The organism is Hyphomonas sp. UBA4505 (assembly GCF_002388685.1).
In the GTDB taxonomy this organism is placed as follows: domain Bacteria; phylum Pseudomonadota; class Alphaproteobacteria; order Caulobacterales; family Hyphomonadaceae; genus Hyphomonas.
In genome coordinates, this window is record NZ_DGMZ01000012.1 from 1,082,084 (window position 1) to 1,101,234 (window position 19,151).

At 59.9% G+C, this 19,151-nt stretch carries 23 protein-coding genes; 20 read left to right on the forward strand and 3 right to left on the reverse strand.

What is annotated here, in order from left to right; translation table 11 throughout:
* Positions 1-22: 22 nt before the first annotated feature.
* The 9 genes from B3527_RS14410 (at position 23) to B3527_RS14450 (ending at position 9,177) form a co-directional block, all read left to right on the forward strand.
* Entirely contained in the window at positions 23-604 is a 582-nt protein-coding gene (locus B3527_RS14410) for a hypothetical protein (RefSeq protein WP_206991793.1), read from the forward strand.
* 197 nt (positions 605-801) lie between these two features.
* Positions 802-2,898, forward strand: coding sequence for a prolyl oligopeptidase family serine peptidase (locus B3527_RS14415; RefSeq protein ID WP_290480322.1), 2,097 nt, complete (start codon positions 802-804; stop codon positions 2,896-2,898).
* Positions 2,899-3,004: 106 nt separating this feature from the next.
* On the forward strand, positions 3,005-3,595 hold the full coding sequence (locus B3527_RS14420) for a GNAT family N-acetyltransferase (protein WP_034817254.1): 591 nt from the start codon (positions 3,005-3,007) through the stop codon (positions 3,593-3,595).
* A gap of 191 nt (positions 3,596-3,786) precedes the next feature.
* A complete protein-coding gene (gene ffh, locus B3527_RS14425; RefSeq protein WP_206991795.1) occupies positions 3,787-5,259 on the forward strand; it encodes a signal recognition particle protein in 1,473 nt (490 codons plus the stop codon).
* Entirely contained in the window at positions 5,256-5,573 is a 318-nt protein-coding gene (locus tag B3527_RS14430; RefSeq protein WP_206991796.1) for a chorismate mutase, read from the forward strand. The genes ffh and B3527_RS14430 overlap by 4 nt, the downstream gene beginning before the upstream one ends.
* Positions 5,574-5,613: 40 nt before the next feature.
* Entirely contained in the window at positions 5,614-6,051 is a 438-nt protein-coding gene (gene rpsP / locus B3527_RS14435; protein WP_206991797.1) for a 30S ribosomal protein S16, read from the forward strand.
* Positions 6,052-6,208: 157 nt separating this feature from the next.
* Complete coding sequence (locus tag B3527_RS14440) at positions 6,209-6,874, forward strand: beta/gamma crystallin-related protein (RefSeq protein ID WP_290480323.1); 666 nt, start codon at positions 6,209-6,211, stop codon at positions 6,872-6,874.
* A gap of 50 nt (positions 6,875-6,924) precedes the next feature.
* Positions 6,925-7,476: a ribosome maturation factor RimM gene (gene rimM / locus B3527_RS14445; RefSeq protein ID WP_290480324.1), complete on the forward strand. Its 552-nt coding sequence runs from the start codon at positions 6,925-6,927 to the stop codon at positions 7,474-7,476.
* A 66-nt stretch (positions 7,477-7,542) separates the two neighbouring features.
* Complete coding sequence (locus B3527_RS14450) at positions 7,543-9,177, forward strand: beta/gamma crystallin-related protein (RefSeq protein WP_290480325.1); 1,635 nt, start codon at positions 7,543-7,545, stop codon at positions 9,175-9,177.
* Positions 9,178-9,189: 12 nt separating this feature from the next.
* On the opposite strand, the gene B3527_RS14455 is transcribed toward B3527_RS14450, so the two are convergent.
* A complete protein-coding gene (locus B3527_RS14455; RefSeq protein ID WP_290480947.1) occupies positions 9,190-9,981 on the reverse strand; it encodes a glycosyltransferase family 2 protein in 792 nt (263 codons plus the stop codon).
* Positions 9,978-10,157 carry a hypothetical protein gene (locus B3527_RS14460; protein WP_290480327.1) on the reverse strand — a complete coding sequence of 60 codons (180 nt, stop codon included), beginning with the start codon at positions 10,155-10,157 and terminating at the stop codon, positions 9,978-9,980. Before B3527_RS14460 ends, B3527_RS14455 begins: the two co-directional genes overlap by 4 nt.
* 96 nt (positions 10,158-10,253) lie before the next feature.
* On the opposite strand from B3527_RS14460, the gene B3527_RS14465 reads away from it, so the two are divergent.
* Complete coding sequence (locus tag B3527_RS14465) at positions 10,254-10,589, forward strand: DUF6614 family protein (protein WP_206991802.1); 336 nt, start codon at positions 10,254-10,256, stop codon at positions 10,587-10,589.
* Here B3527_RS14465 and B3527_RS14470 read toward each other — a convergent pair.
* On the reverse strand, positions 10,586-11,716 hold the full coding sequence (locus B3527_RS14470) for an aromatic ring-hydroxylating oxygenase subunit alpha (RefSeq protein WP_290480328.1): 1,131 nt from the start codon (positions 11,714-11,716) through the stop codon (positions 10,586-10,588). The genes B3527_RS14465 and B3527_RS14470 overlap by 4 nt on opposite strands.
* Positions 11,717-11,872: 156 nt before the next feature.
* Between B3527_RS14470 and trmD the strand changes: the two genes are divergently transcribed.
* The 10 genes from trmD to B3527_RS14520 all read left to right on the forward strand — a co-directional run bounded on the left by trmD (position 11,873) and on the right by B3527_RS14520 (position 19,054).
* A complete protein-coding gene (gene trmD, locus B3527_RS14475) occupies positions 11,873-12,598 on the forward strand; it encodes a tRNA (guanosine(37)-N1)-methyltransferase TrmD (protein WP_206991804.1) in 726 nt (241 codons plus the stop codon).
* Positions 12,585-13,154 (forward strand): 50S ribosomal protein L19, encoded by a 570-nt coding sequence (rplS, locus tag B3527_RS16875; RefSeq protein WP_349677826.1) that lies wholly within the window; start codon positions 12,585-12,587, stop codon positions 13,152-13,154. The genes trmD and rplS overlap by 14 nt, the downstream gene beginning before the upstream one ends.
* Before the next feature lie 99 nt (positions 13,155-13,253).
* Complete coding sequence (locus B3527_RS14485; RefSeq protein ID WP_156947948.1) at positions 13,254-13,688, forward strand: SecDF P1 head subdomain-containing protein; 435 nt, start codon at positions 13,254-13,256, stop codon at positions 13,686-13,688.
* Positions 13,689-13,748: 60 nt separating this feature from the next.
* Positions 13,749-15,143 (forward strand): 3-isopropylmalate dehydratase large subunit, encoded by a 1,395-nt coding sequence (gene leuC / locus B3527_RS14490; RefSeq protein WP_290480329.1) that lies wholly within the window; start codon positions 13,749-13,751, stop codon positions 15,141-15,143.
* A complete protein-coding gene (locus B3527_RS14495; protein ID WP_290482074.1) occupies positions 15,143-15,913 on the forward strand; it encodes a hypothetical protein in 771 nt (256 codons plus the stop codon). Before leuC ends, B3527_RS14495 begins: the two co-directional genes overlap by 1 nt.
* 79 nt (positions 15,914-15,992) lie before the next feature.
* Positions 15,993-16,976 (forward strand): cysteine synthase A, encoded by a 984-nt coding sequence (gene cysK, locus B3527_RS14500; RefSeq protein WP_290480330.1) that lies wholly within the window; start codon positions 15,993-15,995, stop codon positions 16,974-16,976.
* A gap of 6 nt (positions 16,977-16,982) precedes the next feature.
* Complete coding sequence (locus B3527_RS14505; protein WP_290480331.1) at positions 16,983-17,825, forward strand: VOC family protein; 843 nt, start codon at positions 16,983-16,985, stop codon at positions 17,823-17,825.
* 10 nt (positions 17,826-17,835) lie between these two features.
* A complete protein-coding gene (leuD, locus tag B3527_RS14510) occupies positions 17,836-18,465 on the forward strand; it encodes a 3-isopropylmalate dehydratase small subunit (protein WP_290480332.1) in 630 nt (209 codons plus the stop codon).
* Between the two features lie 23 nt (positions 18,466-18,488).
* Positions 18,489-18,665 carry a hypothetical protein gene (locus B3527_RS14515; RefSeq protein ID WP_290480333.1) on the forward strand — a complete coding sequence of 59 codons (177 nt, stop codon included), beginning with the start codon at positions 18,489-18,491 and terminating at the stop codon, positions 18,663-18,665.
* A 116-nt stretch (positions 18,666-18,781) separates the two neighbouring features.
* Positions 18,782-19,054: a hypothetical protein gene (locus tag B3527_RS14520; RefSeq protein ID WP_290480334.1), complete on the forward strand. Its 273-nt coding sequence runs from the start codon at positions 18,782-18,784 to the stop codon at positions 19,052-19,054.
* Positions 19,055-19,151: the final 97 nt, after the last annotated feature.

Below are 19,151 nucleotides of genomic sequence, written 5' to 3' on the forward strand. Positions count from 1 at the left end.
ACTGTGAAAGAGCTCCTCGTTCATGAAAGACCGGATCTTCTTCCCTCTGGCCTTCCTGCTGGTGGTCGGCATGGTTGTGCTGGCCATCTGGCCCGCTATTGGCCGCTTGCCGGATGGCCCCATAACGGGCGATGGCACCAATTATGATCGCGTCACGGTCAGCGGGCAATTTCTGAACAAGATTCTTGCCGGCGGCGACGCCACGACCGAGCTCGTGCGCAATCGGGGCGACGACTATTTGCTCTATATCGAAGCCCAGGCCGGCTTGCTTGGGCCCGAGCCCGAAGACGGCCCGCATTTCCGCCTCGCCAGTGATCTTGAAGTGCAATTCTCGGGGCGCCGCGTTCGCTGCACCGTCCGCATGCGTCCGGCAGATCAACGCGGCGCCATGCAGGCCAAGGTGAACTATTCCGTGGGTCGGGAAGGCGATTCCGGCTGGCAGGTTTTTGACCTTGTTTCGGGTTTTGAGAATTTCAGTTTCGAATATGTCGTTCCGGAACATATTGGAGATCAGGGCTTCGATTATTTTGCCATACGTCCGGTTGTGCCTGAAAAGTCACGAGCCCTTCTGGTCGAAAGTGTCACCTTCGAGCGCATTGAATAAGCCGTTCGCATGACAGAGTGCCGCGCTTGGCAGCGACGTTTGACGATTTAAGTTGATAAGGGTGGGCGGAATTTGTCGCTTTGCCCAGATACCTGACAAGATTTGTCTTTCATGGAGATACCATGCGCAAGATTTTCGCTCCGCTCAGCTTTTTGGCCCTCGCGGCCTGTGGAACACAAACACCAACGGAGACTCCCTTGGCAGACACACTTCCCCCACCCCAGGTTTCTGAGGCAACTGCAGAAGACCCCTATCTCTGGCTGGAAGAAGTTGAAGGTGAGGCAGCGCTTGACTGGGTGCGCAATCAGAATGACCGCTCGCTGAAAGAGCTGAAGGCAGATCCTGATTATGCGGGATATGAGGCGGCCGCGATCGAGGCGCTGACCTCGGCAGAGCGTATTCCCTACGGATCAATTCGTGACGGGATGGTCTACAATTTCTGGCAGGACGAAACGCATGTGCGCGGTCTGTGGCGTCGGACAACGCTGGAAAGTTATGCCAGTGACACGCCGGAGTGGGAAACCATTCTCGATTTCGACAAGCTTGCGGAAGAAGAAGGCAAGAACTGGGTCTACAAGGGCGCAGACTGTTTCCGGCCCAAGGGCAGCGATATTGGCTACAAATGCATGATCTCCCTGTCGAATGGCGGCAAGGACGCGATTGTCCGCCGCGAATTCGATCTTGCGACCAAGCAATTCGTTGATGACGGCTTCGTCACGCCAGAGGCCAAGCAGGGCGGTGCCTGGGCCAGCCCTGACACTTTGTTGATCGCAACCGATTGGGGCGAGGAAACACTGACCGCGTCCGGCTATCCTTTCATCGTGAAACGCTGGGACCGCGGTACGCCACTGGACGCCGCCGAAGAGGTGATCCGCGGCGAGGGGGATGATGTCGGCGTCTGGCCAATGACGCTGGAGCTTGAGGATGGGCGCATTCTGCAGGGCGCGGCTCAGGCCGACACGTTCTTCACGACGCGCTACTGGTGGTTCCCCAATGGAGAGAGCGAGCCGGTGCAGTGGCCTATCCCGCCAAAGTCTTCACCAGAAGGAATCCATGAAGGCCGATTGCTTGTTTCTTTGAAGCAGGATTGGACTCCGACGGGTCAGGAAACGACATTCAAATCCGGTGATCTGGTCGCCTTCGATGTCGAGACCTTCATGGAGACCCGCGCATTGCCGCCGGTTTCACTTGTGTTTCACCCGAGCGAAACGCAGGCCTTGAAAGGCGTGTCCACTGCAAAGGGCGCCCTGCTTCTGGGGGTAGGTGATACGGCGGTTGGCAAGGTCATGCGCGCCACCGCGAGCGATGCCGGCTGGATGCTGGAACCCATTTCCCTTCCCGGCACGGGCCAGGCCAGCGTCGCATTTGCCAGCGACGAAGAGGATACGGTCTTCATCAACTATGAGGATTTCCTGACGCCAGATTCGCTGCTCTCCTACAGTGCCTCGACGGGGGACGTAAAAACCCTCAAGAGTCTGCCGCCGAAATTTGATGCAACAGGCCTGAGTGTTACGCAGCATTTTGCGACGTCGAAGGACGGCACGCGCGTGCCTTATTTCCTCGTAAGCAAAGCAGATCTGCCGCTCGACGGTTCCACGCCGACGCTTCTATACGGGTATGGCGGGTTCCAGGTCTCGCTGAATCCGTCCTACAGCGCTGTCACAGGTCGTCTGTGGCTGGAACAGGGGGGTGCTTATGTGTTGGCGAACATCCGCGGCGGGGGCGAGTTCGGCCCCGAGTGGCATCAGGCTGGCCTGAAGCAGAATCGCAAGCGAATCTATGATGACTTCATTTCGGTCGGTGAGGACCTGATTGAACGAGGCGTTACATCACCGGAGCATCTCGGCATCATGGGTGGCTCAAATGGTGGCCTGCTCATGGGCGTCATGCTGAACCAGCGGCCAGACCTCTGGAACGCGGTCGTCGTGCAGGTGCCGCTGCTCGACATGATGCGTTACCACTTATTGCTGGCAGGCGCGTCGTGGGTAGATGAATACGGATCGCCGGAAGTGCCGGACGAACGGGCTTTTCTTGAGACGATTTCGCCCTACCAGAACTTTGATGCCACGAAGGACTATCCGGTGCCCTTCTTCGTTACCTCGACCAAGGATGATCGCGTCCATCCCGGTCACGCGCGCAAGATGGCCGCGAAGTTTGAGGCGGCGGGCCTGCCATTCTACTATTATGAGAACATTGATGGCGGGCATTCGGCAGCGGCGAACCAGAAGGAGCGCGCCAAGCGGTCTGCTCTGGAATTCACCTACCTGACCAAGCGGCTAGGCCGGACAAATTGACAAGAAGGTTCCAAATAGGAACTTTTATCGGGTCTGAAAATAGAACTGGAACTCCTGACTTCGGTTTTTCTTGCCTCGATCAGTCTCCGGCCTAATGATCTAAATCATGAACCTTGCGGAGCCGCCCCCGGAAAATGACGTTGTTCGCCTGGATACGCTCACGGCGGACCATAAAGAGGTCGTGCTGGCGACTCCGGTGGCTGAATCCATGTGGCAGTGGATGCCCGTAATGCCCACTGGCACCAGCCTCGAAGCGTATATGGACCATAGTCTGGACATGAAAGGGACGGACGCCTTCCATCCTTTCTATGTGGTCGACAAGGCGACAGGTGAGTTTGCGGGTCTTGCCGCATTCGAGCGGGTGTCGCGCACGCATCGCCGGCTCGAAATCGGCTTTGTCTGGCATCCAGAGAAGTATCGCGGCACAGCCATTGTGCCCGCAACGCAACTGGCGCTTCTGACTCGCGCCCATGAGGCGCGCTTCCGGCGAATTTCGTATTTCGTACCGGAACAGAATGAGCGCGCCATTCGTGCCTTCAGCAAAATGGGCGCCCAGCGCGAGGGCTTGATCCGGAACTATATGCGTACGGCCGGGGGCACATGGGCCAATATGGTTGTCCTCAGCCTGGTCGGAGACGAGATCAAGGCGGCGATTGCCGTGTTGCGAGACCGGGTGCGCGCGCTTCAGCTCGCTTGACGCCGCGGCTCCCGCATGCTTTAGGCGCGCCAACATCTGCGCAAATTTGAAAAGCGCGCTTTGACTGATCCATGAGGTCAGCGAGGCCCCCCGCCCGGCGAAGTGTCGCTCAGCGGGGCTCTTCTGCTTTGTGCAATGGGTTTGATCGCCTATGTCAGACACATCTGGCAAACGGCAAAGGAGCGACAAAGATGTTCGACACGCTGAGCGAACGCCTTGGAGGAATTTTCGACGGCCTGACCGGTCGCGGTGCACTGTCCGAAAAGGACGTGAACGCGGCCCTGCGCGAGATTCGGGTCGCCTTGCTCGAGGCGGACGTCGCCCTGCCTGTCGTGAAGGATTTCATCGACAGCGTGCGCGCCCGCGCGGTGGGCGAGGAAGTCATTCGTTCGGTCAAGCCCGGTCAGCAAGTCATCAAGATTGTTTATGACGGCCTTGTCGAGATGCTCGGCGGCGAAGAGGCCGATACCAGCCTGCGCATCGACAGCCCGCCGGCCATTATCATGATGGCTGGTCTGCAAGGCTCCGGTAAGACGACCACGACCGGCAAGCTCGCCAAGCGCCTGTCGGAAAAGGAACGCAAGCGCGTCCTGCTCGCCTCGCTTGATACGCGCCGTCCGGCCGCGATGGAACAGCTCGCGATCCTTGCCGACCAGTGCAACGAAAATGTCAGCGCCCTGCCGATCATTCAGGGCCAGTTGCCGGCTGATATTGCCCGTCGCGCCCTGAACGCCGCGAAGATCAGCGGCTATGACGTCCTCATCCTCGATACGGCCGGTCGCACGACGATCGACGAGCAGATGATGAATGAAGTGGCGGAGATCGCGCAGATCGCGAACCCGTCTGAAACGCTGCTCGTGGCTGATGCCCTTACGGGCCAGGACGCCGTCGAAACCGCCAGCCGCTTCCATGCTCGCCTGCCGCTGACCGGCCTTGTCCTGACACGGATGGATGGCGATGGCCGCGGCGGCGCGGCGCTTTCCATGCGCGCCGTTACGAGTCTGCCGATCAAGTTCATGGGCGTCGGCGAAAAGCTCGATGGCCTTGATGCCTTCGATGCCAAGCGCGTGGCTGGCCGGATTCTCGGACAGGGCGATATTGTCTCGCTGGTCGAGAAGGCCGCCGAGCAGATGGACGCCGAAAAGGCCGAGCGCATGGCGGAGAAACTCCGCAAGGGCGAATTCGACCTTGAGGATATGGCCGACCAGTTCCGTCAGATGCAGCGCATGGGCGGTCTTGGCGGCCTGATGGGCATGTTGCCCGGCGCGCGCAAGGCAAAGGCCGCGATGGATTCGGCCAATCTCGACGACAATGTGCTGAAGCGCCAGGAAGCGATCATTCTGTCCATGACGCGCAAGGAGCGTCGCAAACCGGCCATCCTGAATGCGTCTCGCCGCAAGCGGATTGCCGCTGGCGCTGGCGTGACCGTGCAAGAGGTCAACAAGGTGCTGAAGATGCACCAGCAGATGGCCGGCATGATGAAGAAGATGCGCCAGAAGGGCGGCATGAAGAACATGATGAACATGGCCCAGGCCGCAGGCATCTCGCCGGGTGACCTTGCCAAGATGGGCGGCGGGGCAGGCGGCTTGCCCGGTCTTGGTGGCGGTGGACTGCCACCGGGCATGGGCGGTCTTCCCGGCCTCGGCGGAGGGAAAAAGAAATGACCAATGAGCAAAGCGACGCCTTCGCCCTGCTGCAGCTGACCAAGCTGCGCTCCAGTATCGACAATCTGGATGCGATCATCATCCACACCCTGGCCGAGCGCTTCAAGGCGACGCAGGAAGTCGGCAAGCTGAAAGCCGTGCACAATATGCCGCCTGCGGACAAGGACCGCGAGGCCAGACAGATCGACCGCCTGCGCCAGTTGGCACAGGAAAGCGGGCTCGATCCTGCCTTCGCCGAGAAACTACTGAATTTCATCGTGGCGGAAGTCATCCGCCATCATGAGCACATTCGCGGTCTTGAGACCGACGACTGAATTACCACCCCGAGACGCCAGACTTACAGGAGATACACATATGGCCCTCAAGATTCGACTCGCCCGTGGCGGGTCCAAGAAACGCCCTTTCTATTCCGTGGTCATCGCGGATGCCCGCGCACCGCGCGACGGTCGTTTCGTCGAGAAAATCGGTTCCTACGATCCGCGCCTTCCGAAAGATTCGGAATTCCGCGTCCAGATCGACGCCGAGAAAGCGTCCGAATGGCTCCGCAAGGGTGCCCAGCCGACCGAACGCGTTGCACGCTTCCTGTCCAAGATCGAACTGGACGGCAAGCCGCTCGTAGAATGGGCGCATGGCAACAACCCGAACAAGGGTGAGCCAGGCAAGAAAGCTCAGGAACGCGCTGAAGAGAAAGCCGAAAAGGCAAAAGCGGCGGCTGAAGCTGCTGCGGCTCCGGCTGAAGAAGAAGCTCCGGCCGCTGAAGAAGCGCCCGCTGAGGAAGCTGCTTCGGAATAGGACTGGCTTGCCAGTCTCGGGATATGGCCGGTGCCCTGCGGGGTGCCGGCCTTTTTCGTGGACGCAAGGCCTGAGGCTGAATGCCGGGTAACAGGGAACCAAATCACCGTTCAGGTCGCTTTCTCTAGAAAGAACACGACACGAGAGGAGATCCGAGATGTCCAAGGCTAAACTTTTCAGAACTCTGCCCTTTGCTGCACTCGGAATTGCGGCGCTCGCCCTTCCTGCCAGCGCAGACCGGGGTCGCTATCATGATACGTCATATCGTGGCGGTGGGAGTGGCGTGGTGCTTCACGCTGATTCCGGCTTTTCCGGCGAAGGCCTTCGCATTCAGGGCGCCGAGCCGGACCTTGCCCGCCTGCGCTTCAATGACCGAGCCTCGTCGATTACCATTCGCGCTGGCGCATGGGAACTGTGTACGGACGCCCATTTCAGGGGGCGGTGCGAAATCGTCGATGCGAGCACAGGTCGCCTGAACGCATATCGCCTCAATGACAATGTTTCCTCCCTTCGTCCTGTCGCCTATCGCGACCGGCCGGGGAAAGGCCGTCGCGGAGGAGGGTATGGTGACCTTGTTCTGTTCCAGGATTCTGCCCAGCGCGGGCAGGCCATCGAAATCAGCCACGATGTGCCGGATCTCGGCCAGTATCGTTTCAATGACCGCGCAAGCTCCTTCCTCGTGACGGGCGGCAGTTGGCTGGTCTGCGAGCATGCGAACTATCGGGGGCGGTGCGAAGTGTTGCAGGGCGGCGCGGGTGATTTGAAGCCAATCCGCATGAACGACAATATTTCCTCCATCCGCGCCTATGACGGCTGGCGCTGATACGGCGCTTGCCCGCTTGCGCTCTGCCAATCGGCCGTTAGAGAAGCGGCATGAGCGCGAAATCAAATACTGAGAGACAGATCGTCGTGGGCGTTATCAAGGGTGCGCACGGCGTACGCGGTGATGTGCGAGTGAAAAGCTTCACCGCCGACCCGGATGATGTGTTCACCTATGGTGCGCTGACTGATGAAGCCGGGAACCCCGTGCTGACGCCGCAATCGGCCCGGCCCGGCAAGGACCATTTCATTGTGCGTCCCAAGGAACAGAAGCAAAAAGAAGAATGGGACGCGATGCGTGGCACGCTATTGCATGTCCCGCGCGCGAAACTTCCGGAAACAGATGACGACGAGTTCTACATCGAGGACCTTGTCGGTCTTCAGGTGTTCGCGGGCGGGAATGAGCCTGCGGGCACCGTGAAAGCCGTGCAGAATTTCGGCGCAGATGATTTGCTCGAAATCCGTTTGGCGGACCGGGGCGATACGGTTCTGGTGCCCTTCACGCTGGCCGATGTGCCGACCGTGGACCTTGCCACATCCCGCATCATCATTCCGGATCTCGCCGAATGGACGGCGCCCGGGGACGAGGCTGAATCCACTGATTGACCCATGTTGCCGCTTGTTCAGACGCCACCTGTCATAAAGGGTAGGTTAAGAACGAGGTAACTGCCCATGTTTGCCAGATTAATCCGCTTCGGCGCTGCTCTTGCCCTTCCGCTAACTGTAGTGGGCGCTGCAGCCGCGCAGTATGAAGGCAATGAACAACCGGCGGGCCTGATGTTGTTCAGCGGCGAGGATTTTCGCGGGGAAGTGCGGGAAGTCTTCGATTCCGTCTATTCCCTGAACGACTATTATTTCAATGATCGCGCGCAATCCGTTGCGGTCCTGTCCGGCGCCTGGGAACTGTGCGAGCATAGCGACTTCACCGGCCGCTGTGTCTTCATTCGTGGCGATGTCCAGGACCTCGACTGGTACGGCCTTGATCGCGAACTAACGTCGGTGCGCCCGATTTACGAGTATACCGAAGCCGAGCACGGCTTGATGTTCACCCGCGATCAGTCGGGCTATATCCGCTATGCTGACAATGCCCGTTACGGGTACGACAATTACTCACACGGCTATGGCACCAGCACGAGTGTCAGCGTCTACCATTATGGCTATTCGCCGAGCTATCGATCCCACGGTTATTACAGTCCGCGTCTCGGCCACGGCCCCTATGGCTTCGGCTGGACGCGTCATGGCGCGAATCCGCACTATGGGCGTCATTACCGCAAGCAACAGCGCCCGCTGAGAGGGCATTATGGCGCGCGCAATGGCGCGGTGACGCTCTACACGGATTCCTATGAACGAGGTGCCTCGCTTGGCCTCAACAAGGGGGTTTCCGACCTCAGTCGCTATCGCTTCAATGACAATATATCGTCGCTGCAAATCCGTTCTGGCAAATGGGAAGTTTGCGAGCATGCGAACTATAAAGGGCGCTGTCAGATCGTCGATGCCTCGACGGACCGGCTGAATGGTATTCGTCTGAATGACAACATCTCGTCCATTCGGCCGGTGGGTGACAGCCCGCGCGGCGGCCGGGGAGATGGTCAACGCGGAGATCGCGGTGGCCGAAATGATGGGGGTCACGCAGACCGCGGTCGCCGGGATGATGGCCGGAATGGCAATCGTGGCGGCGGACGAAATGGAAATGTGCAGACAGTAGCGCCGACAGCGGCAAACCCGCTTGCGGGCGGGCCGAAGGCGCGGGACGTGACTCAGCAACGTCGCCCACACGCTCTGCCAGGTCGCCCGCAACGCGCCAATATTGGCTCTGAAGACCGTCCGCGTCCTAATGTGCGGACCATTCAGCCCAACCGTTCGACCACCCAGAGACCGCAGACGCGCCAGGTGCAACCGGCGGCAACGCAGCGCAACCGCGCGCAAACCGAGCGCCGACCCATAGCCACGCCGCGGCCCAGGCAAAAAGTGGACATGAATACTTCGCGGCCCAAGGCGCTGAGGAACACTCAAACGCAACGCCGTGAGGTGCAGCAGCGCCCTCAAACCCAGACGCGCCAGCAAAAGACGATCCGTCCCCAACAGCAGACCAGACAACAGGTGAGGCAACCGGCGCGCCCGCAAGTCCGTCCTGCCCCGCAGACGCGCAAACAGGCACAGCCGCAACGGCAAGCCCGGCCACAGGCTCAGCGCCAACCGGCTCGGGTAAAGCCGCAGCAACGGTCCACGCCGCGTCCGCAACCGCAACGGTCAAATAATATGCCGAAAGCCCTGCGCAATCGGGGTGGAGAAGTTCACAAGGACTAGGGGTGTTGCGGCTCAGTTCGCGCGCGGGTCGTGCCATTCGCGCGCGATGCCGTATCCGCCCCGGCGGATCAGCCAGAACATGCCGATCAGGTCAAAGATGCCTGCGCCAAGCCTGCCGAGGAATCCGTATTTGGATTCTCCCGCCAGTCGCTTGCGATCATTCACGCGCTCTTCGCGCACATCCCAGCCTGCGCGCTTGATCAGGGCGGGCAGGAAGCGGTGCATCGAGGCAAAGAAGGGCAGATCGCGAAAAGCTTCGGTCCGGATCAGTTTCCATCCGCATCCGGTATCCGTCGCATCATCCTGAAGCACGAAGCGGCGTACCCCATTGGCGACGCGGGACTGTACCCATTTGAATCCGGAATCATTCCGGCTGTTGCGCTTGCCTGCAATGATGCCGAGGCTTGGGGATGCGCCCGGCACAATGATCTCTTTCCAGAGACGGGCCGTATCCGCCGGATCGTTCTGCCCGTCCCCGTCAAGCAATTGTACCCACTGGCCGCGCACAGATTTGAGCCCGGTGAACAGTGCGGCGGACTTCCCCTTGCGCGCGACATGATTGAACACGACCACGGTATCGGGATGCTTCGCCATCGCTTCGGCAAGTTCCTGCTCTGTCGCGTCGGACGAGCAATCATTCACGCACACAATCTCGAAACTGATCCCCGCCAGCTGCTCATGGATCTCGTCGATCACGGGGTGCACATTACCCTCTTCATTGAAGAACGGGATCAGGACGGAGAGGGCGGGGCTTTGGGGCATAGGTCTGGAGTAGAGGCTGGCGCCTTGGCGGTCCAGTCTCATTTGCCCGCTGAAGCTGCACGCTGGCGCAGGGCGGTTTCGGCCTGGACATCGCCGGCCATGGCGCGGTCCTTCAGTTCGGCGGCGGACATGGCCTTGTAGGCCTCCGGCACTTTCCGGTTCGATGCGGTACGGGGTTTCTGTCCAAGGAAGGCTGCCACCGATGCGATGATGCCCATGTCACAAAACTCCCGGTTGGAACGTCATGAAACGAGTATGCCAATTGCCAGCCGGTTGCGATAGGTGCAACAGGCGACCAAGCAGGAGAGCGCGGCATGGATATTTATCACGTCTGGTTTGACCTGAAGCCCGGAACGGACGAGCGTGCCTTCGCCAAGGCGCTACCGGCGTTTCTGGATCATATGAAGTCAGACGGCCGGATCGAATCCTGGCGCATGATGCGCTGCAAGCTGGGCCTGCGGCCGGACGATGTGCGCGAGTTCCACATCATGATCGAGACGCGCGACCTCGCCCAGCTCGACACCGCTTTTCGCGCCGCCGCCGCGCGGTCCGGTGAAACCGATACGCTGCACTTCAGCGCGAATGCCATGGTGACCAACATCAAGTTCGGCCTGTTCCGCGACTGGCCGGATTGGGATGGGGCCGCCTAGGGCGCTTCCATCTTGTCGAGCCACCATTGATTGTACTGCCAGATGGCCTTCTCAAGTGGAGAGAGGCGGCCTTGCCGTGTCATCGGCGCGTTGAGGCCCTGCCAGACAAGATCATTCGCGCCGATATCCTCGTGATGGATCGCCGAGACCATCAGGGCCATGCCTTCCGCAATCTCGTCAAAGCCTTCCATCTCGCTGTAAGCGGCTGGAACGCAAATATGGATCTTCAGGTGCAACTTGCCGGCGCCTTGCGGAAAGACCTGGTACCAGGTGACGACACTGCCCTGAATGCCCAGCAGGAAGTGCGGAAAGATGGCGGTCGCGAACAGGTCGCGCGCCTGCCAGTCTTCAAGACCTTCAAGCGGGGGCAGGCCAGGCGGCAGTTCCTCATGGGCCGCTGGCATGTGCAGGATGGACCACGGGCCGTCATTGTCCGGCACGCGGGAGTCGCGGGCATGATAGGCGGGCTCGAACGTCTCGGAATGCGTGGCGATGTGGTGGTAAGCTTCCATGAAATTCTCCACCAGCACTTTCCAGTTCCACTCGCTGTCGAATTCGAGCGTGTGAACGACCTTCATGTCGGCGAGGCGGAAGTTCTCGAAATACTTGCGAAACGTCTCGACCGGCGGGGCGAAGGGCGCTGCGTCGGGGTCGAAATTGGCGAGGACAAAGCCCTCCCAGATTTCCGTGCGGAGCTGGGGCAGCCGGCAATTGGATTCAGCAAACTCCTCTGCGCCATCCATCAGGGGCGCCCGGACAAGCTGGCCCGACGTGTCATAGCTCCAGGCGTGGTAGGGGCATGTGAATAGCTTGCGATTGCCGTTTCCGTCTGCCAGCAGGGCTGCGCGGTGCAGACATGTGCGCGACATGACACGGACTTCGCCATCATGTCCGTGAACCACCATGACCGGTTGGCCGAACAGGTCGAGCGAGACGAAGTCGCCCGGATTGGAAATCTGGTCGATGCGTGCCAGCGGGAGCCAGCTCTTGCGCAGGATCTGGTCGGTTTCGCGCGCGTGCACATCCTCGTCGAGATAGGCGGCTGGGGGCAGGGTATAGGCTTGTTCCAGAGGCTTGCGGACACGGCCAATTTCTTCGGGTGTGAGACCCGCCAATGTTTTTGTCATTTTATTCCTCCCAGAAAAAAATGACACATGCGTCAACTTTTGTCGACCGCTGTCGTTTGGCGTTCTTCTCTTGGGGGGCAGGAAGACGGCTAGCCATTTGGGTAACGGCCTGGCGAGACGTGACGGAGCGCACGCGGTAGGCTAAAGGCTCGGCGCATGTTCAAGGCAAGTTTCATCACCCTGTTTCCCGAAGCGTTTCCCGGCCCGCTCGGCGTCTCCATCCTGGAGCGCGCGCGTCGCGAAGGCATCTGGGACTATGAAACCGTCCAGCTGCGCGATTTCGGCCTCGGAAAGCATCAGAATGTCGACGCCCCGCCGGCGGGGGGCGGCGCAGGTATGGTGTTGCGACCGGATGTGACGGCTGCGGCGCTGGACAGTATCGACACAGACGGCAAGCCGCTGATCTATCTGTCGCCGCGCGGAGAGCCGTTTTCACAGAAACTGGCGCGGGACCTGGCAGGCGGCCCGGGCATGGTGATGATGTGTGGCCGGTTCGAGGGGCTGGACGAGCGGGTGATCCGTGCGCGCGGCTTGCGCGAGGTTTCCATCGGGGATTTTGTGCTGGCTGGGGGTGAGGTCGCAGCCATGGCGATGACCGAGGCGGTTGTGCGTTTGTTGCCCGGAGTTGCGGGGAACCAGGCCTCCCTTGAGGAGGAATCTTTCGAGACCGGATTGCTGGAACACGACCAGTATACGCTGCCCCGGGAGTGGGAAGGCCGCCCGACTCCGGAGGTTCTGCTGTCGGGGGATCATAAACGCATACAAGAATGGCGGTTTAACAGCGCAAAGTCGTTGACAATTGACCGCCGCCCCGATTTATACGCCGCTTACTCAGATACCAACGAATTACAACCGCCGGAGACAGGCGATGAACATGATTGAACAGCTCGAAGCGGAAGAGTTTTCCCGCGTTGTCGGCGACAAGAACATCCCGGATTTTTCACCGGGTGACACGCTAGCCGTGAACGTCCGCATCACGGAAGGCGACCGTGAGCGCGTCCAGCGCTTTGAAGGCGTCTGTATTGCCCGCGCAGGCGGTGGCATCAATGAGAGCTTCACGGTTCGCAAGATTTCCTTTGGTGAAGGCGTCGAGCGCGTTTTCCCGCTGGCTTCCCCGATGATCGAGAGCATCGAAGTGAAGCGCAAGGGTCGCGTGCGCCGTGCGAAACTCTACTATCTGCGCGATCGTCGCGGTAAGTCTGCCCGTATCGCTGAACGTACCACCGGCCACGGCATCGAAACGGTCGAAATTGCCGTGTCGAAAACCGAGCGCCGCCGCCAGAAAGATGCAGAGAAAGCCGCCCGCAAGGAAGCTGCTGCCAAGGCTCGCGAAGAGGCTGCCAAGGCGAAAGCCGCTGAAGAGGCTGCAGCTGCTGCTGCCGCTGAAGCAGAGGCCGCTGCGGCTGCCTCCGCTGACGAAGGCGTTGCTGAAGAATAGACGTCCCGACACTTCAGTCAGGAATTGAAGAAACGCCCCGCCTCATGGTTGGGGCGTTTTCACTTTTGGGGCTGGTATTTCTGTGGCACGTTCGGACGCATGAAACGCCTCTGTCTCACACTCTTCGCCGTTTCATTGCTTGCTGCCTGCGAACCCGCCGACGACACGCTGCGCCTCACAATGCCGGCTTGCCGCCCGCCTGACATAGCGCAGGGTATTCTCTTCATCGGTGATACCCGCTTTGCACCCTATCAGGTTCAGGCTTCGGCCGTGACGGATTCGGCGGGTCGACCGGCGCTTTCCATCCGTATGGACGAGTCCGGCGCATCCAAGCTGGAAGCCCTCACGGTGGCCAATATGGGTGAAGTCCTCCCCTTGCGGGTGGACGAGGAAACCATCATGTCTCCCAGAGTGCTGGAACGGATCACAGGCGGTGAAATACTCGTTTCCGGCGATTTCGAGATGGACGAGCTGAAGGCGCTGGCCGTGCGCCTGTCTCCGCCCTGTGATCAAGAGTCGCCAATCGCCAATTGACCCCTTCCCAGCCGGGCGCGCGCCGCTATGGTGCGCCGCGATATGACAGGAAGAGGCCCCATGGCTGGCAAGACACTTTACGACAAGATCTGGGACGCACATGTGGTGCACACCGATGAGGGCGGTGAAAGCCTGCTCTATATCGATCTCCACCTGATTCACGAAGTGACGACGCCCCAGGCTTTTGCCGGACTGAAAGCGGCCGGACGCGGCGTGCGCCGCCGGGACCTGACCCTGGCCGTCGCTGACCACAACACCCCGACCGAGAACCAGGCCGCCGGCCTTGCTGGCGTGACAGATCCCGATGCGCGCAACCAGCTGGAAACGCTGACCCGCAATGTGGCCGAGCACGATATCGAGTATTTCCCGATGGGCGACATCCGCAATGGCATCGTCCATGTCGTGGGGCCGGAGCAGGGGCGCACCCAGCCCGGCATGACGATTGTCTGCGGTGATAGCCACACGTCCACGCATGGCGCGTTCGGCGCGCTGGCGCATGGTATCGGCACATCGGAAGTTGAGCATGTGCTCGCCACGCAGACCTTGCGTGCGCAGAAATCCAAGAACATGGCAATCGAAGTATCTGGCAGCCTGAAAGATGGCGTGACCGCCAAGGATCTCGCCCTCCACATAATTTCCGTCATCGGTACGGCCGGTGGCACGGGATATGTGATGGAATATCGCGGTGACGCAGTTCGGAGCCTCTCCATGGAAGGGCGCATGACGCTGTGCAATCTCGCCATTGAGGGCGGTGCCCGTGCGGGTCTGGTGGCTCCAGACGAGACAACGTTTGAATACATCAAGGGCCGCCCGGCCGCGCCCAAGGGTGGTGCATGGGATGTCGCGAAATCTTTTTGGACGACGCTCTATTCCGATGAGGATGCCGTATTTGATGAAGTCGTCCACATCAAGGGCGAAGCGGTCGAGCCGACATTGACCTGGGGCACGAGCCCGGAACAGGCGATTCCGTTGTCGGGTATTATTCCGAAGCCGGAAGATTTCAGTGATCCAATCAAGGCAGGTGCGTGTGAGCGCGCACTGGCCTATATGGGCCTTGAAGGTGGTACACCGATCAAGGGCACACCGGTGCAGCGCGTCTTCATCGGCTCGTGCACGAACAGCCGGATCGAAGATCTTCGCGCCGCCGCTGAAGTCGCCAAGGGCAACAAAGTGGCCGAAGGCGTGCGTGCCATGGTCGTGCCGGGGTCTGGCCTCGTCCGTGCGCAAGCCGAATCCGAAGGGCTGGACGAGATCTTTCTCGAAGCCGGGTTTGAATGGCGCGAGCCGGGCTGTTCCATGTGTCTCGGCATGAATCCCGACACGCTGGCGCCGGGCGAGCGGTGCGCGTCCACCTCCAACCGGAACTTCGAAGGCCGCCAGGGCCGCGATGGCCGCACCCATCTGATGAGCCCTACCCTCGCAGCGCGCGCCGCGATCCAAGGTGTGATTGGCTAGTGTTTGGACGCAGCCACTTTCTCGATGAGGATGTGGAGGCATTCCATGTTCTGTGTTGGGCATGGCTATTGAAGTGCACTGGTGGGCGGGAAGCCCTTCGAGAGACGCCGCTCGTGCTTCCAACCCCGGACTTCTTTCCGCCAACCGATTCGAGTGGGCACGAGCGCGCTGAATTCATATTTGAGCATGTGCGTGATCTGGCCGGAATGTCAGAATGGCCAGTCCAATTGGTGCCGCAAGCCGAGCTTGCCGGAAGGGTATCCACACTGGGCAGAGTTCAACATTCGGGGACAGCGGCAGGAACCTTCTCCCACACCGGAAATTCTGGTCAGATTACGTATGATCCGAGCCATGTTCATACACCGGTAAAGCTGATCGCAACCTTTGCGCACGAACTCAGTCACTATCTGAATGAAGGATTTCAGGAAGCCCCACCAGGCGGCTGGGAGCTGATCGAGCCGGCAACGGATGTCACGTCTGTCTTTCTGGGCTTTGGAGTATTCGGGGCTAATTCCGCATTCGAGTTTATCCAAACTCAGGATTTCGAGAGCCAGGGGTGGTCCAGTGAGAAATTCGGCTATTTGTCGCTGGACGAGTGGGCGTTCAATCTGGCGATCTTTTGTGATTTGACTGGGCGCGATGTCACGGATCTTAAGCCTCATCTGAAGTGGAATTTGTTCAAAACCTCGAAAGCAGCCGCCAAGTACGTAGAGCGTAGGGAGATTGGGCGGCAAATACTTGAAGACATAAAAGGGCGTGCCGCCGACTAAACACATCCTTCAGTTGCCTCTCGAAGGGTGAGGGCAGATAGTCCGGCCAACCTTGCCCTGCAACAAATGGAGTGGACCCATGAGCAATACTGTCAGCCTGCCCGGAAATGTTTCGCTGGATGGCCCGCGCGGTCGTACGTATGCATCTATCCTTGAAACCGTTGGTTCAACGCCGCTGGTTGCTGCGCCGAAGTTCGCCGAGGCCGAAGGCATCAAGGCGAACCTGCTGTTCAAATGCGAATTCTTCAATCCACTCGCCAGCGTGAAAGACCGGATCGGCCTGAACATGGTGTTGCAGCTGGAATCCGACGGCAAGCTGAAGCCCGGCGGCGTTTTGGTTGAGCCAACGTCCGGCAATACCGGCATCGGCCTCGCTTTCGCGGCGGCCAGCCGGGGATACCGCCTGATACTGACCATGCCGGAATCCATGTCGATCGAGCGTCGCAAGATGCTGGCTTATCTGGGCGCAGAACTGGTCCTGACGCCAAAAGAGAAGGGCATGGGCGGTGCTATCGCGAAGGCGAAGGAAATCCTTGAGGCGACGCCCGGCGCGGTGATGCCAAGCCAGTTCGACAATCCCGCCAATCCGGCCATCCATGAGCTGACCACAGCAGAAGAAATCTGGGCGGACACAGACGGCGCGGTCGATGCTGTCCTGTCCGGCATAGGTACTGGTGGCACATTTACGGGCACAGGCCGCGTATTGAAGGCCCGCAAGCCGGACCTGAAAATGATGGCGATTGAGCCGGAAGGCAGCCCGGTCCTCTCCGGGGGCGAGCCCGGCCCGCATATGATTCAGGGCATCGGCGCAGGCTTCATCCCCGGCAACGCGGATACGAGCCTGATTGATGAAGTCGTGAAAGTTTCGAATGAGGAATCCTTTGCAACGGCCCGCAAACTTGCGCGGCTCGAAGGCATACCCGGCGGTATCTCCTCCGGCGCGGCAGCGGCTGCAGCGGTCAAGGTTGGCGCGCGTGACGACATGGCCGGCAAGACCCTCGTCGTCATCCTGCCAAGCTTCGCCGAACGTTATGTATCGACAGCCCTGTTTGAGGGTCTCTAGATCAGCATGATTACGGGTCTCGACCATTTCGTGCTGGTCTGTCCGGAGATCAGCTCCGCGACGGCCGTCTATGAGCAATTGCTCGGGCGGCCGGCAGATTGGCGCGCCTCAGCCGACGGTGCCGCAACAGCCATTTTCCAATTGGAGAATACCAGTCTTGAACTGATGGCCCCTGACGGGGAGGGGACGGTGGCCGATCGTTTGCGGGAAATCATCTCCGACGAAGGCCCCGGCCTGAAAAGCCTCGCTTTTGGAACGGGAGATATTTCCGCCGCGCATCACAAGCTGACCCGTCGTGGCTTGATGCCGGGCGAGATCGGCGATGGAAGCAGCACAAACGCAATCAACGGCGAAACCCGGAAATGGACGCGCTTCCGGTGCGCGGACGCGCAAACTGCTGGCGTGAAGACTTTCATCATCTCGCCGGAACAAGCCTTGCCCGTGGCGGACGCGCCGTCTGGCTGCGTCACATCGCTGGACCATATTGTCATCAACACGCCCAATCCCGACCGGGCATTAGGGCTTTATGGCGCACGGTTGGGGCTGGATCTGGCGCTCGACCGGACGCGGGAAGAGTGGAAGACGCGCTTTTTGTTCTTCCGCACAGGCGGGCTGACCTTTGAGGTCATCAACCGCCTCGGGGAAGATCATGACCCAGCCGCGCCGGACAGTATCTGGGGCCTGACATGGACCGTGGATGATCTTTCGGCGGCACATGCACGCCTCACGGAGGCTGGCTTCAATGTTTCCGAACAACGGAAAGGGCGCAAACCGGGGTCTGCCGTTTTCACTATAAGGGATGGCACATTGGGCGTGCCGACCCTGTTCATCGCGCATTCTTCACGCTAGGACACGCCTCATGAAAGCCTTTACGCAACTCACCGGAACCGCTGCGCCGCTGCTCGAAAAGGGCAAGCCGATGTCCAATGTCGATACCGACATGATCATTCCCAAGCAGTTCCTTAAGACGACCGAACGCACAGGCCTGTCCAAGGGCCTGTTCCACGAACTGAAAACGCTGTCTGACGGCTCGCCTCGGTCCGATTTCGTATTGAACCGGCCAGAATACGCCACTGCGAGCATCCTGATTGCGGGCGAGAACTTCGGCTGTGGCTCGTCGCGTGAGCACGCGCCCTGGGCTCTGTTGGATCAGGGTATAACTTGTGTGATCGCGCCGAGTTTCGCCGACATCTTCCACAACAACTGCTACAAGAATGGCATCTTGCCAGTTCGCCAGCCAGTCGACGTATGCCAGAAGCTGGCCGATCAGGCGGGGGGGGCGAACCATGTCTTCACCGTGGACCTTGAAGCCCAGATCGTCACCGGGCCGGATGGCGAAGTGTATGCGTTTGAAGTGGATGCAGGCCGTAAGGCAAACCTCATGGAAGGCCTTGACGAGATTGGCAGTTCGATGACTGCAGCAGGCGAGATCGACACGTTCGAAGCGCGTCGACGCGTCTCCATGCCATGGCTCGAAAAAGCCAGCTGACCCGGAAAGCGAAGAGGATGGTCATGAAGAGATTAAGCCTGACAATTCTGGGGGGATTGGTGCTGGCGTCTGTCGCGGCCTGTCATACGGATCCATTCGGCACGCAGCCTGAAGTCAATGTCACCCTGCCAGAGGCTCAGTCCGCGCCGTCCGACGAAGCGGGCGCCTCAACCGAAGAAAAGCGTGACCCCGAGACCTGAGAGTCGCACGAGCGGGTTTCGTTCTTGTTTGGTGGAGACGTAGAAGGCGTTGCGCCCGCTGGTTACAACCATTAGTGGTGGACGCGGTTCTGAATTGCACACTTTGGGAGATAAAGATGACATTTGCGGGTTCTGTGCTTGCAGCTGGATTGATGGTTTCTCTCGCGGGCTGCGCGAGTTCAACCGGGTCTGAGGAAATGACATTGGCGGAAGGCGCCGAAAGAGAGTGCCGCTCCATCAAGGAGTTCGGCTCGATGCTGCCAAAACGGATTTGCAACAACAAGGCAACCTGGGCCGACATAGATGAGCGGAACGAAGAACAGGCCAAGGAATTCAAGGACAAGATTGATAGCCGCTACACTCCCATACCACGCGAACCCGGCATGTAGGCCCTTCCACTCTCGGGTGGCTCAACTTTCCCAGGTCGACCTGGCCCGGCCGCCGACCACACGCGACAGTATTGCTCGGTTGTGTTGTGGTGGCTAC

Bases quoted from the DNA above. Each gene is read 5' to 3' on its own strand.
- B3527_RS14410 (WP_206991793.1), top strand. From the start codon at position 23: ATGAAAGACCGGATCTTCTTCCCTCTGGCCTTCCTGCTGGTGGTCGGC.
- B3527_RS14420 (WP_034817254.1), top strand. From the start codon at position 3,005: ATGAACCTTGCGGAGCCGCCCCCGGAAAATGACGTTGTTCGCCTGGAT.
- ffh (WP_206991795.1), top strand. From the start codon at position 3,787: ATGTTCGACACGCTGAGCGAACGCCTTGGAGGAATTTTCGACGGCCTG.
- B3527_RS14430 (WP_206991796.1), top strand. From the start codon at position 5,256: ATGACCAATGAGCAAAGCGACGCCTTCGCCCTGCTGCAGCTGACCAAG.
- rpsP (WP_206991797.1), top strand. From the start codon at position 5,614: ATGGCCCTCAAGATTCGACTCGCCCGTGGCGGGTCCAAGAAACGCCCT.
- B3527_RS14440 (WP_290480323.1), top strand. From the start codon at position 6,209: ATGTCCAAGGCTAAACTTTTCAGAACTCTGCCCTTTGCTGCACTCGGA.
- rimM (WP_290480324.1), top strand. From the start codon at position 6,925: ATGAGCGCGAAATCAAATACTGAGAGACAGATCGTCGTGGGCGTTATC.
- B3527_RS14450 (WP_290480325.1), top strand. From the start codon at position 7,543: ATGTTTGCCAGATTAATCCGCTTCGGCGCTGCTCTTGCCCTTCCGCTA.
- B3527_RS14455 (WP_290480947.1), bottom strand. From the start codon at position 9,981: ATGAGACTGGACCGCCAAGGCGCCAGCCTCTACTCCAGACCTATGCCC.
- B3527_RS14460 (WP_290480327.1), bottom strand. From the start codon at position 10,157: ATGGGCATCATCGCATCGGTGGCAGCCTTCCTTGGACAGAAACCCCGT.
- B3527_RS14465 (WP_206991802.1), top strand. From the start codon at position 10,254: ATGGATATTTATCACGTCTGGTTTGACCTGAAGCCCGGAACGGACGAG.
- B3527_RS14470 (WP_290480328.1), bottom strand. From the start codon at position 11,716: ATGACAAAAACATTGGCGGGTCTCACACCCGAAGAAATTGGCCGTGTC.
- trmD (WP_206991804.1), top strand. From the start codon at position 11,873: ATGTTCAAGGCAAGTTTCATCACCCTGTTTCCCGAAGCGTTTCCCGGC.
- rplS (WP_349677826.1), top strand. From the start codon at position 12,585: ATGAACATGATTGAACAGCTCGAAGCGGAAGAGTTTTCCCGCGTTGTC.
- B3527_RS14485 (WP_156947948.1), top strand. From the start codon at position 13,254: ATGAAACGCCTCTGTCTCACACTCTTCGCCGTTTCATTGCTTGCTGCC.
- leuC (WP_290480329.1), top strand. From the start codon at position 13,749: ATGGCTGGCAAGACACTTTACGACAAGATCTGGGACGCACATGTGGTG.
- cysK (WP_290480330.1), top strand. From the start codon at position 15,993: ATGAGCAATACTGTCAGCCTGCCCGGAAATGTTTCGCTGGATGGCCCG.
- B3527_RS14505 (WP_290480331.1), top strand. From the start codon at position 16,983: ATGATTACGGGTCTCGACCATTTCGTGCTGGTCTGTCCGGAGATCAGC.
- leuD (WP_290480332.1), top strand. From the start codon at position 17,836: ATGAAAGCCTTTACGCAACTCACCGGAACCGCTGCGCCGCTGCTCGAA.
- B3527_RS14515 (WP_290480333.1), top strand. From the start codon at position 18,489: ATGAAGAGATTAAGCCTGACAATTCTGGGGGGATTGGTGCTGGCGTCT.
- B3527_RS14520 (WP_290480334.1), top strand. From the start codon at position 18,782: ATGACATTTGCGGGTTCTGTGCTTGCAGCTGGATTGATGGTTTCTCTC.